At 70.5% G+C, this 12,100-nt stretch carries 11 protein-coding genes and 1 pseudogene; 1 reads left to right on the top strand and 11 read right to left on the bottom strand.

What is annotated here, in order from left to right; all coding sequences use genetic code 11:
* Window positions 1-66: 66 nt before the first annotated feature.
* The 4 genes from KUM40_RS21885 to KUM40_RS21870 all read right to left on the bottom strand — a co-directional run bounded on the left by KUM40_RS21885 (window position 67) and on the right by KUM40_RS21870 (window position 6,205).
* Window positions 67-3,054 carry a glycoside hydrolase family 38 C-terminal domain-containing protein gene (locus KUM40_RS21885; protein WP_217167744.1) on the bottom strand — a complete coding sequence of 996 codons (2,988 nt, stop codon included), beginning with the start codon at window positions 3,052-3,054 and terminating at the stop codon, window positions 67-69.
* Between the two features lie 117 nt (window positions 3,055-3,171).
* A complete protein-coding gene (locus tag KUM40_RS21880; RefSeq protein WP_217167726.1) occupies window positions 3,172-4,056 on the bottom strand; it encodes a carbohydrate ABC transporter permease in 885 nt (294 codons plus the stop codon).
* On the bottom strand, window positions 4,056-4,967 hold the full coding sequence (locus KUM40_RS21875) for a carbohydrate ABC transporter permease (protein ID WP_217167725.1): 912 nt from the start codon (window positions 4,965-4,967) through the stop codon (window positions 4,056-4,058). The genes KUM40_RS21880 and KUM40_RS21875 overlap by 1 nt, the downstream gene beginning before the upstream one ends.
* Window positions 4,964-6,205, bottom strand: coding sequence for an extracellular solute-binding protein (locus KUM40_RS21870; RefSeq protein WP_308401204.1), 1,242 nt, complete (start codon window positions 6,203-6,205; stop codon window positions 4,964-4,966). The genes KUM40_RS21875 and KUM40_RS21870 overlap by 4 nt, the downstream gene beginning before the upstream one ends.
* Before the next feature lie 342 nt (window positions 6,206-6,547).
* Here KUM40_RS21870 and KUM40_RS21865 point away from each other — a divergent pair, with 342 nt between their 5' ends.
* Window positions 6,548-7,762, top strand: a complete 1,215-nt coding sequence (locus KUM40_RS21865; RefSeq protein ID WP_217167723.1) for an ROK family transcriptional regulator — start codon at window positions 6,548-6,550, stop codon at window positions 7,760-7,762.
* Between the two features lie 146 nt (window positions 7,763-7,908).
* Here KUM40_RS21865 and KUM40_RS42710 read toward each other — a convergent pair.
* From KUM40_RS42710 to KUM40_RS21830, 7 genes and pseudogenes are all read right to left on the bottom strand, one after another.
* A pseudogene (locus tag KUM40_RS42710) lies at window positions 7,909-8,202 on the bottom strand (hypothetical protein); the annotation flags it as partial.
* Between the two features lie 476 nt (window positions 8,203-8,678).
* Window positions 8,679-9,275 (bottom strand): sigma-70 family RNA polymerase sigma factor, encoded by a 597-nt coding sequence (locus KUM40_RS21855; protein ID WP_217167722.1) that lies wholly within the window; start codon window positions 9,273-9,275, stop codon window positions 8,679-8,681.
* Window positions 9,276-9,428: 153 nt separating this feature from the next.
* Window positions 9,429-10,193 carry a hypothetical protein gene (locus KUM40_RS21850; RefSeq protein WP_217167721.1) on the bottom strand — a complete coding sequence of 255 codons (765 nt, stop codon included), beginning with the start codon at window positions 10,191-10,193 and terminating at the stop codon, window positions 9,429-9,431.
* Between the two features lie 148 nt (window positions 10,194-10,341).
* Complete coding sequence (locus tag KUM40_RS21845; RefSeq protein WP_217167720.1) at window positions 10,342-10,527, bottom strand: hypothetical protein; 186 nt, start codon at window positions 10,525-10,527, stop codon at window positions 10,342-10,344.
* Between the two features lie 4 nt (window positions 10,528-10,531).
* Window positions 10,532-10,861: a hypothetical protein gene (locus KUM40_RS21840; RefSeq protein WP_217167719.1), complete on the bottom strand. Its 330-nt coding sequence runs from the start codon at window positions 10,859-10,861 to the stop codon at window positions 10,532-10,534.
* Window positions 10,862-10,969: 108 nt separating this feature from the next.
* Window positions 10,970-11,185: a heavy-metal-associated domain-containing protein gene (locus tag KUM40_RS21835; RefSeq protein ID WP_217167718.1), complete on the bottom strand. Its 216-nt coding sequence runs from the start codon at window positions 11,183-11,185 to the stop codon at window positions 10,970-10,972.
* Window positions 11,186-11,315: 130 nt separating this feature from the next.
* Complete coding sequence (locus KUM40_RS21830; RefSeq protein WP_217167717.1) at window positions 11,316-12,098, bottom strand: ABC transporter ATP-binding protein; 783 nt, start codon at window positions 12,096-12,098, stop codon at window positions 11,316-11,318.
* Window positions 12,099-12,100: the final 2 nt, after the last annotated feature.

Below are 12,100 nucleotides of genomic sequence, written 5' to 3'. Positions count from 1 at the left end.
GGACGCGTCGCCGCGTGCCGCTCAGAGCCGGTGGGATGTTCTTCGGCGGGGTGGCCGACAGGGCTGTCAGACCACGGGGTCGCGGAATCTAAGGGTGAGCAGTTCGAACGGGCGCAGTTCGAGCGCGACCTCGGTGCCGGGTGCCGCCGCGCGGACCGCCGCACTGTCCACGGCACGCTCCAGCAGGTCGGTGGCGACGGCCTCGCTCCAGGAGAACGCGGTCCGCACGGTCGCGCGGGAGCGGTTGCCGTGGGCCTCGTACAGGCGCACGACGAGATCTCCGGAGCGGTCCTCGGCGAGTTTGACGCTCTCCACGACGACGGCTCGATCGCTCACCTCGAGCAGCGGCTCGACGGCGGTGCCCGGCGCCGTGCGCGGCGGAAGCTGCAGGGCGTAGCCGTCCGCGACCGCGTCGGGTATCCCGCCGGGGCGCACGCTGACGGAGAACGTGTGTCGCCCCTGGTCCGCGTTCGGGTCCGGGTAGCGCGGCGCGCGCAGGAGCGAGAGACGGGCCGTTGTCATGGGCCGGCCGTCGGGCGCCTGCCCGCCTCGGATGTCATGGCCGTAGACCACGTCGTTGGCGATGGCGACGCCGTAGCCGGGCTCGCCGACGTGGATCCACCGGTGCGCGACGGTCTCGAACCGGGCGGCGTCCCAGGAGGTGTTCTGGTGGACCGGCCGGTGCAGATGGCCGAACTGGATCTCCGAGGTGGCCCGGTCGGTGCGGATGTCCAGCGGGAAGGCGAGTTTGAGCAGCTTCTGCGACTCGTGCCAGTCGATGTCGAAGGCGTAGTCGATCCGGCCCTCGGACAGCCGGACGGACGTGGTGATCACCGTCTGTCCGCGCTCGTGCCGCACCACCACCGCGTCGTCGACGATGTCGATCGACGCCGGCTCGACGAGGTCACTGCCACTGCGCTTGTCCTCGTCGTTGATGTCCCAGGCGTCCCACTCCCGCGGGGTGTCGCGGAAGAGCTGGAGGACACCGCCCGCGACACCGGAGGGCAGCAGTTCCCGGTCCGCGTGCAGATCGCGGACGGACACGAGTGTGCCGCGGCGATCGATCTCCACGTGCAGCGTCCCGTCGTCGAGCACGATCCGGTCGTTTTGGTGACGCGGCACGGCCGCCGGGGCCTCTGTCGCCGGTCCGAGACCCATGGCCGGTACGCCGCGCCGCGCGTACGGGCCGGCGTTGGCGGCGACCAGGGTGCCGGCCGTGTCCGCGCGGGCTGCGGCATCACCGCGCAGTGCGTCGAGGGCGGTCGTGATCATGGTCGTCAGCTCGTTCGCCACCCGCTCGTACTCCGCCTCGGCCTCCTGGTGGACCCAGGCGATGGAGGTGCCCGGCAGGATGTCGTGGAACTGCAGCAGCAGCACCGTCTCCCAGATCCGCCGCAGCTCGTCGTACGGGTACCGGGCTCCCCGGCGCACGGCCGCGGTCGCCGCCCACAGCTCGGCCTCGCGGAGCAGGGCTTCGCTGCGGCGGTTGCCGCGCTTGCTCCGCGCCTGGGAGATCAGTGTGCCGCGGTGCAGTTCGAGATACATCTCGCCCACCCACACCGGCGGTGCGGGCAGTTCCGCCTCGGCGGTGCGGAAGAAGCTGCCGGGATCGTCCATCCGCACCCGTGGGGATCCGTCGAGGTCGCGCTTGCGTTCGGCCGCGGCCAGCATCTCCCGGGTGGGGCCGCCACCGCCGTCGCCCCATCCGTACAGCCCGAGGACGTGTCGTGCCTTGCCCTTCTGCCGGAAGGTCCGTTCGGTGCGGGCGAGGTCGGCGGCGCCGAGATCGGAGTTGTAGGTCTCGGCCGGCGGGAAGTGGGTGAAGACCCGGGATCCGTCGATGCCCTCCCAGTGGAAGCTGGAGTGGGGCATCGGGTTGATCTCGTTCCAGGACGGCTTCTGGGTGAGGAAGTACCGGGCGCCCGCGGCCCGGGCGATCTGCGGCATGGCCGCGGTGTATCCGAACGAGTCGGGCAGCCACACCTCCTCGCTGTCCACGCCGAACTCCTCGGCGAAGAAGCGCTTGCCGAGCACGAACTGGCGGACCAGTGCCTCACCGCCGGGCATGTTGGTGTCCGACTCGACCCACATGCCGCCGACGGGGCGGATGACACCGTCGGCCACCGCCCGGCGGACCCGTTCGAACAGGCGCGGCTGGGTGTCCTTGAGCCAGGCGTACTGCTGCGCCGACGACGCGGCGAACACGAACTCCGGGTGGCGTTCGCCGAGATCCAGCACGTTGGCGAACGTCCGCGCCACCTTCCGTACCGTCTCCCGCGTCGGCCACAGCCATGCGCAGTCGATGTGGGCGTGCCCGACCGCGGACACGATCAGCGAGCTGTCCGCCGCGCGGCCGGCCAGCACCGGTGCGAGGACCTCCCGTCCACGCGCGGCGGTGCCGGCCACGTCTTCGGGGTCCATGACGTCGACCATCCGCTCCAGGGCGTGCACGATCTCCGCCCGCCGCGCTCCCTGCTCCGGAAGCACGTCGACCAACCCGTCGAGAGCGGTCACGTCCTGGAGCAGTTCCCACACCTCCTGGTCGCGGGCGGCGACCGACAGGTCGGTGAGCCGGTACAGCGGTTCGTCCCCGGCGGTCGCCCTGTCGCCCATCGCCGTGGGTTCGTACTCGTAGGGCACCTGGACGATGGGGTTCGCGGCCGCCTCGATCAGCAGCCGGAAGGGCCCGGGATCGGGCAGCGCGACCCAGGAGTTGTAGGGCTCGATCGCCTTGATGATCTCACCGTCCGGCCGGTAGACCATCGCCTCGGCCTGGAAACCCGGCTGATCGCCGGTGAAGCCGAGATCGACGACGAGTTCGGCCCCCGACGCGGCCCAGTCCTCGGGCACCTCGCCGCGGACGTCGAACCAGGTGGTGTCCCAGGGCCGTCCCCACGGCTGACCGGGCGCGAAGGGCCGGTACGTCTGCGTGACGGCGGCGGCGAACGGCACGGGCTCACCTCCGACCGTCCACGCGGTGATCGTGGTCGGACAGCTGTCGCGGTAGACGGCGGGCCGGATCCGGAACCTGGTGAAGCGCCGAACCCGAAGCATCGCCAGCGCGGTGGCGTCGAGCTGCACCCGGCCGTTCGGGTTGTCGTCAACCAAGAGAGCGTCTCCTCATACTTACTGCTGGACGGTGTTTTCGGGCAGGACGGCGTTCGGGAGCCGTCAGCTCTTGATGGCGCCGCTGAGGTTCGAATGCATCAGATGCCGTCGCAGGAAGACGTAGAGCACGGCCGGTGGCACCGTGTAGACGACGGAACTCGCGGCGAGCACACCCCAGTCGACCTGGTTGAAGGCGGTGAACGCGCGGAACAGACCGATGGAGAGTGGATACAGATCCGGCGACTGCAACAACACCAGCGGCGTGAGGAAGTCCCCCCACACGGCCATGAACGTCAGCATCGCCGCGGCGCCCATCCCGGGCCCGACCAACGGCAGGACGATCCGGCGGACGGCGCTGAACCGCGTGCACCCGTCCAGCCAGGCCGCCTCCTCCAGCTCGAACGGAACGGCGTCGATCGTCCCCTTCAGCAGCCACAGGGTGATCGGCAGCGCCGACGCGGCCTCCACCAGGATCAGACCCAGGTAGCTGTCGTCCAGGTGCATCTTGACCATCAGCAGGTACAGGGCCACGATCGTCGCCGGCGGCGGGATCACCCGGATCAGCAGGATCGCGAACATGAAGGTCCGCCGCCCGCGGAACCGGTAGCGGGACAGCCCGTAGGCACCGAAGACGCCACAGGCCAGGTTCAGGGCGGTCGCCGCGAACGACACGATGACACTGTTCAGGAACAGTCGGGGCGTGTCGCCGTCCGTGAAGAACCGGACGAAGTTGTCCAGCGTGAACGCCGGAAGACCGACTGTGGGTCCTCCGTCGGCGTCCACCGCCGTGAACACGACCCACGCGAACGGTACGACGCAGAACAGCGCCAGCAGCACCATCAGGACGTACTGCAACGCGTGTTGCACTCGCGTCCGCGTCGGCGTACGGCGACGCGGGCCGGCGGGTTCGGCGGACTTGCGGGGTTCGACCGTTGTCGTGGCCGTCATCAGACCTCCACCTTGGACAGCCGGGCGTAGGTCAGGCCCAGGACCGTCAGCAGGACGAGAAGGATCACCGAGGCGGCACTGCCCAAGCCGATCTGCGAGTACTGGAAGGCACGTTGGAAGACGTAGATGGAGGCCAGCTCCGTCTCCTGTCCGGGACCCCCCTGGGTCAGGAAGTAGACCAGGCCGAAGACGCCGACCGTCGTGATGGTGGTGAGCAGCAGGTAGAGGAAGACCGGACCGCGGATCAGTGGCAGGGTGATGTACCGGAAGACCTGGAGCGCGCTCGCACCGTCCATCCGCGAGGCCTCGATCAGCTCGTCGGGGACGTCCTCGAGGGCGGCCTGGAACATGATCATGGCAAAGGCGATACCGCGCCACACATTGATGATGACGATCGACGTCAGCGGCGAGTCCTGCAGCGGAGCCGCCGCCCCGCTGCCGAACAGTGAGAGCAGCCGGTTGAAGGTGCCGTCCTCGTCGGAGGACAGGACGCTCGCCCAGGTCAGCGACGCGACGACCTCCGGGACCACCATCGGCAGCAGCACCAGCGCCCCGAACACGCCCTTGCCGCGAAGCCATTTCTGGCGCAGCAGCAGTGCGGCGAGCATGCCGAGTACCGTCTGCCCGACGATGGCCGACCAGAACACGAACTCACCGGTGCGGCCCAGCGAGGAGAGGAAGTCCTTGGAGCCGAGCAGGTTTCGGAAGTTGTCCAGCCCCACGAACTGCGGGTCACGGGCGGCGAAGCCGGTCAACTGCGTGTTGGTGAGGGCGAGATAGAGGCCGTAGCCGGCGGGGGCGATGACGAAGACCGCGATCAGGACGACCGAGGGCCCCAGGAACAGGGGCAGTGCCCAGCGCGCGCGCCGTCGCCGGCCCGCTCGCCCGGCGGGGGCCTCGACCGCGGTCATCGCGCCGCCCGGTCGCCGAGCAACTCCTTGGCCTCGTCCGCGAAGGCGTCCGCGGCCTCGGGGCCGTCCGCGTCGCCGGACAGTATCTTCTCCGTCGCGCTCTGGACCGCCTGGGACACCTGGTCCTCGCCGTCGCCCCGCGGTGGCTGCACACTGGTCTTCAGCTTGCGCTCCGCCTCGATCAGTGACGGCTCGTCCTTGTACGGGGCGGTGTCGGCCAGGTCCTTGCGCGGTGCGATCGCCCCCACCGCGGCCAGTTGCTCGGCCAGGGCCGTCCCGGAACTGAGCCACTTCACCAGCTCGACGGCCGCGTCGGCGTGGGGGCTGTCGGCGTTGACGCTGTAGCCGAAGCCGCCACCGCCGACCGAGTAGGGTTTTGTGCCCGCGACCAGAGCCGGGTAGTCCCAGGTGCCGACCTTCTCGCGCACGTCCTCGATCGGCGCCGCGCCTTCGGGACCCCAGTCGTACTTCCATCCCCAGCTGCCCTGGGCCGCGACCGGGAGCGTGCCCTCGACGAACTTCTCGTACTTCGTCGCCTCCCAGGGATTCGGGTTCTGCAGGTCCCGGACCGGGAGCAGGTCGGCGTCGACGAGGTTGTCGTACAGGTCGAAGGTGGCCGACAGCCCTTCGCTCTCGAGGTCCCACTTCTTGGACTTGGCGTCGTAGAAGGTGCTGCCGGTACCGGCCATGACGGGCAGGAAGCCCTCCGACCACGACCCGCCGCCCCAGGCGGTGCCGGCGGGAATGACGAGGGGAGCCTCACCGGTCTTGGCACGGACCTGTTTCAGCCTGCCGATCAGCTCGTCCCACGTACGCGGCTGCGAGGTGTCGACGCCCAACCTCTTGAGCACGTCCTTGCGGTAGAAGAGGCTCTGGATGCTCGCTTCGTGCGGGACGGAGTAGAAGCTGCCGTCGGGCTGTCGGGCGCCGTCCTTCACCGAGGGGTAGTACTGGTCCCAGCCGTCCCACTCGTCCAGGTGGTCGTCGAGGTTCAGCAGATAGCCGGCTCCGGCCAGACCGGTTACGTAGCTGCCGCCCATGTCCATGACGTCCGGCGCGGAGCCGGAGTGCAGCTCTTGCGTGATCTTGGTCCGGAACTGCTCGTCGGTGAGTGGGTCGGTGACCAGCTCGACCTCGACCTCCCGCCCCTGCTTGGCCATCGCCTTCTCGAACGCGGGGATGAGGTCCTTGACGACCTCGGCACGGGCCTCCTGGTACTCCAGCAGTTTGATGGTCACCGGGCCCTCCTCTCCCCCTGAGCTCGAGCAGGCCGTCAGTGCCCCTCCCAGCAGCATTCCGGCCGCGGCACTGGCAAGGACACGGTTGCGCCCCATTGCGTCACCTCTCCTGACTGTGGTTCCGCCCCATGCTTTTATCCATCGGATAGGGTAAAGTTCGAGCGATCGTAAGTACCCGACTTGTACTTCGTCAAGGGTTTCTGTGCAGCACTTGGGCAGGTTGCGTGACACCTGGACGGGCTGGACGGGACCACCTCGCCGACATCTATCATCGATCCACTTGATTAAATAACTCGAGGTCTGTGTTGATCGCCGGTCCTCGACGGACGTGCGGAGGTTTGCATGCGGCGAGGGAGCAACCAGCTCCGGCTGGCGGACTACAACCAGGCGGTGGTGCTGGACGTGGTCCGCCGGTCGCCCGGGGTCAGCCGAGCCGACCTGCAGCGCGAGTCCGGTCTGAGCTCCCAGACCATCTCCAACATCACCCGTCGACTGATCGACGACCGGCTGATCCGTGAAAGCGCGCCGGAGGGCAACGCCCGGGGCCGCCCGAGCATCCCGTTGGTCATCGAGCCGGACGGAGCGTACTCGGTCGGTGTGCACATCGACCCCGCCCGACTGACTGTCGTACTCCTCGATCTCGACGGCCAGGTGCGGTTGGGACGCCAGGAACGCACGCCGCAGGCCACGAACCCGTCGGAGACGACCACCTTCATCGCCGACGCAGTCGACGGTCTGATCACCGAGGCGGGCATTGACAGAGCCCAGGTGCTCGGGCTGGGCATCGCGGCCCCGGGACCGCTCGACGTCGACGCCGGTCTCCTGCTCGACCCGCCCCAGCTGCCCAACTGGCGCAACGTCCGACTCCGCGCGGACCTCCACGAAGCGACCGGGCTGCCCGTCCTCCTCGACAAGGACGTCACGGCCGCTGCCACGGCGGAGCTCCGCTCTTCCGAGGAGAGGTCGAACACCTTCGTCTTCCTCTACCTGGGATCGGGTGTGGGCGCCTCGGTCGTGCTGGACAACCACGTCGTCCGCGGCTCCACGAACAACATCGGCGAGGTCGGTGACCTGCTCGTCGACCCCGATGCCGAACAGCTGGAGTGGAGCGGCCGCCGCGGCGGCCTGGCCGCCGCCTGCGTTCCGGAGGCGCTCGTGCTCCAGGCCGCCCGAGTGGGCCTGATGCCGCTGCCGAACCTGAACGACTACGTCGCCGTCGACGACGCCTGCTCCACGCTGTGCGACCTCGCGTCCGCGGGCGACGCCGTCGCCTCCCGCATCCTGCGACGCGCGGCACGCCGGGTCGCGGTCGGCCTCGGCGTGCTGGTGAACCTGCTGGACGTGCCGCGGGTCGTGATCGGCGGACCGCTGTGGAGCCGGCTCAGCCCGGAGTTCCTCCCGGTCGTACCCGACCTCGTCGGTCGCGAACTGGTGGCGCGCGAGCGGGTCATGGTGCAGGGATCCGCCGTGGGCGACCAGGTGGCCGCCGTCGGCGCCGCCGAACTGGTGATGGACCACTTCCTCGCGCCTCGCGCGTCCGCGCTGATGATGGGTTGAGGCCCCGTCATGACGCCGGATCCGGGCGAGGGTCGGCAGCGGCCGAACAGGGAGACGAGCAGGGCGCTCTGCAGTGGGGCCAGGGGTTGTTGGGCCGGCTCGTCGTGCGTGGTGATCCACCGGATGCCGAACGGTCCGTGCAGGCCGCTCCACAACAGCCGTGTCATCTCCTCCGCCGTCAGTGAGGAGGCGCCCGGGTTCCCTTCGGGACCCGCGGACGGGTCGGTCAGGTATCCGTGGACGGCCTCGCGCCGGACAGCCATCACGTGGATTCCCGGGTGCGCTCCGGCCGGCCGCGGCTCTGCCGGCGTCGGCCCGATGTGGAACATGAGCCGGTGGCGCTGCCGCTGCCGCGTGGCGAATCGGCAGTATGTGTCGACGGTGGCCCGCAGAGCCGTCCACGGATCGGAGCCGGGCGCCGACTGTGCCGCTTGACGCATACGTCCGGCCAACTCACGGCAATTGTCGTCGAGTCCGGCGAGCAACAGCTCGGACTTGCCCTTCTCGAGGAAGCCGTCCCCATGGCGATGGCACTGCTGGTGGCCGGTCACGAGACCACCGCGGGCACGACCGCCCTGAGTACCCTGACCCTGCTGCGCCACCCCGACCAGCTCTACCCCGCCATCGCCGACAACGTGATCGTGCGCGTGGCCCGGGAAGACCTCACCATCGGCGGACAGCCGGTGCGGGCCGGCGGAGGACTGATGTTCAGCCTCCCGCCGGACACCCGGCCTTCGGATACCGCGTCCACCAGTGCCCGGGCCAGAACCTGGACCGGGTCGAACTACTCCTGTGCGATCAAAGCGCTTACCTCGTCAGCAGGATCGGTGAGCGTGATGCGTACGGGGAGATGCCGCCATGGCGGTGTGCGGCCCGCGTGCCCGGGCGGGCACGCGGACTCGGACGTGCCGGTCCGTCAGGCCGCGGCCGGTTCGTACCGGCGGGTGGTGCCGGGCTCGTCGGCCATCATCTCGGCCAGGTTCAGCCGGGCCCGGGCGACGCGGGAGCGGATGGTGCCGACCGGGCACCGGGCCACCTTCGCGGCGTCCGCGTACGGCAGGCCGTACACCTGCGTGAGCAGGAAGGCCTCACGCCGGTCGCGGGGCAGGGCATCGACCAGGTGCATCAGGGCGACTCCGTCGTCGAAGCCCGGCAGTCCGCTCGGCTGGGCGCGTTCGACCATGTCCTCCCAGTCGGGGGTGTTGGCCGTCTTCGGACGGCGGGCGGCCCCCCGCAGGCTGTCGGCGACCGCCCGGCGGGCGATCGAGAGCAGCCACACGCGGGCCGAGGAACGGCCCTCGAACCGGTGCAGGGAGGTCAGCGCCCGTAGGAACGTGTCCTGGGCGAGGTCGTCGGCGGCCTGTGCGTCGTCGGCGAGGTACGCCACATAGCGCAGTACGTCGCGCTGGAGGGCGCGCACGAAGCGGTCGACCGCTTCGCTGTCGCCGCCGGCGGCGGCGAGCGCCCATGCGGTGACCGTCTCGTCGGTCACGGCGGGCAGGGCAGGGCTCATGGTCCCGTGGTCCTTCCTCGGCAAGATCCCGTACGGCGGTGGCGGGGAGGGGCCCGGGGGCCGTGGGCCCGCCGCACAGGTGGGAGACCCGTCCGCGCGGACGCGCGCACGGGAGACCGCCGGCGCAGGGAGGCGACGACGGTGAACCGGCTGTCAGGCGACAGCGGTCTCCCCGGGAGGGCCGCGGGTGGCGAGGGTGTGGACGAGCAGGCGCTGCCGCAGAAGCCGGCGAGTCTGCCGGGCGGGCCGCCCCAAGGCGGGCGGACGCGACAGCGGCACGAGGACGGTGAGCACCAGCAGCAGCGGCACGAACGCGCGGTCGGCGCAGGCGCGTACCAGTGCGAAGGCCGCGCGTTCCCCCTGGGCGAGCCACAGTCCGCACAGGACGGCGGCCAGCAGGTGGGCGGCGAGCATGCCCCAGGACGTGGTGTCCGTCATGTGCCCCACGTGGGACATCCCCGATGCGCCCGGCGTACCCGTCGTGGAGGCCACGGCTGCGGTGTCGTGGCCGGACGTGTGGTGCAGGTGTTGCGTCAGACCGGCTCGCTGCGCGATGTCGTAGGCCCGGGCCGCCTGGGCGGGGGTGGGTTCGGCCCCGCAGAGCAGATACCTCGCCCACTGCTGCACGCTCTGCGTGCCCTGCGCCGCAGCGGACGGCTGGGCCGCCCACTGCGCAAGGGTGAAGCCGATGTGCAGGACCGTCTGCGCGGCCACGGTCAGAGCGGCCACCGTGGGCAGCCGCCGCTCCCGGCCGCCGAAGGACCAGCCCACGGCACCGACCGCGGTGAGGCCGGACAGCAGGACCCACCAGGGCAGTCCGGTCCCGGACATCAGCACGTGGCCGACGGCGGCGAGCACGACACAGACGGCCGCGAACACCGCGGCCCGCAGCGTACGCAACATTCCGCCAGCAGACATGACAGCTCATCCTGGCACCCGCCTGGCGGAGCCGGACACCCAGGTGCCCGGGTACGTCGCGACCGGCACCCGCCGCGACGTGCTTCCGCGCCCGCACCGGCCGCGGGGCCCGGCCGTCCCACGGACGCTGCGCCGCCGAACCGGACCGTCAGGCCCCGGTGTCCGCCTCCGGCACGGCCTTCGAGGCGGCGCGACGGCGGTCGGGCGCTCGCCATACGACACCGCGCTGCTCGTACTCCCTGATGGACTCCACGCCGGCGGCGGACGCCCCGCACTCGCGGGTGGTCAACCGGAGCGCCAGGTCGATCCCGCTGGTGACGCCGCCCGCGGTCACAGGTTCACGTCGTCGACGCCGCGCGCGTCCTGCACGGACGGCCCTTGGTCGGTCCCGCCGCCGACAGCACCATCACTCCGGTGCAGACACCGGCGACGACGACACCTGCCTCCTGTGCCCGTCGGAGGTCGCGCAGGACGTCCTGATCCATGATCAGCCGATCGCCGCCGCCCGGCACGTTCAGAACGCCGACGCCGGTGGGGAAGAAGCACGTCACCTTGCCGGGCGCCGACGGCCGCACCAGTGTCGTCTCGATGTCACCGCCCACCTGCACGGCGTGCCCGGGAGCGCCTCGGAGTCCGATGGAGTCCTGCTCCTCCACACCGTCGTACATGAGAATCTGAACGCGCAGAGGCTGGCCGATTCGGGACCACCAGGACGACGGCGGCAGGAGCTTCCCGCATTCCATCGGCCCGCCCCCTGATCGCGTACTCGGCGTCTGTCAGGCCAGGACCAGTGCCCTGACCTCGTACCCCGCCTCCACGATCGCCGCACACAGGCGCGCGTCGTCCAGGCCGGTGCCGTCGACCGCGACCGTTGCGGCGGCGACGTCGACGTCCACCCCGGTGACTCCGGACACCTGGGAGACCTCCTCGGTGATGCTCGCGGCGCAGTGCTCACAGCTCATGCCGGTGACGAGGTATTGCTTGCGTGCCATGGTGCGACTCCTGATGTGCTCCGAGACGTGGGTACGCCTCTGTACGCGTACGTCGGCTCCCGTGTTCTTCCGGGGCCGTCCCTCAGTGAGTCGTGAAGCACCCGGGGGTGGTTCCCGGCTGTCGTGCGGGTCACCCCTCCAGGGCAAGCGGCCGGGCGGCGTAGGTGATGCGGATGACGCCGTCGTCGTGCCGGTCGGTGCTCGCCCGGACGCCGAAGACCTCCCAGAGGACCCGAGGGGTCAGCACCTGGAGGACCTCTCCCGCGGTCACCACCGTCCCCTCGTGCAGGACGACGAGGTGGTCGCAGAGCCGGGCGGCCAGGTCGAGGTCGTGCAGGACCGCCAGTGTGGTGATCCCGGTGGCGCGGATGAGGTCGAGCAGCTCGAAGCGGGCCCGGATGTCGAGGTGGTTGGTGAGTTCGTCCAGGACCAGCAGCCGCGGGCCCTGGGCCAGCGCCCGTGCCAGCAGGACACGTTGGCGTTCCCCGCCGGACAGGGAGGCATAGTCGTGTGCCGCGTAGGGCCGTACACCGCAGTGGTCGATGGCGTCCTCGACGGCCCGGTGGTCCTCGACTCCGTCGCGTCCGAGCAGGCCGTGGTGCGGGCTGCGGCCCAGGGCGACGATCTCGGTGACGGTCAGGCCGGTGGTGTTGCCGCCGGAGTCCTGGAGCACCGCGGCGGTACGGCGGGCGGCGGCACGGGCGGACAGCGTCCACACGTCGTCGTCGCCGACCCGCACGACGCCGCTCGCGGGGCGCAGCGAGCGGTAGACGGTACGCAGCAGGGTCGACTTGCCGCTGCCGTTGGGCCCGACGAGTCCGACGATGTCGCCCGTGCGGGCTCCGAGGCTCACGTCACGCAGGATGGGGTTGCCGTCCAGGGTGATACGGAGCCGTTCGACAGTGAGGTGCATGC

Source organism: Streptomyces sp. AC512_CC834 (assembly GCF_019049325.1).
Lineage (GTDB): Bacteria > Actinomycetota > Actinomycetes > Streptomycetales > Streptomycetaceae > Streptomyces.
This window is presented reverse-complemented; position numbering and strand designations above follow the sequence as displayed.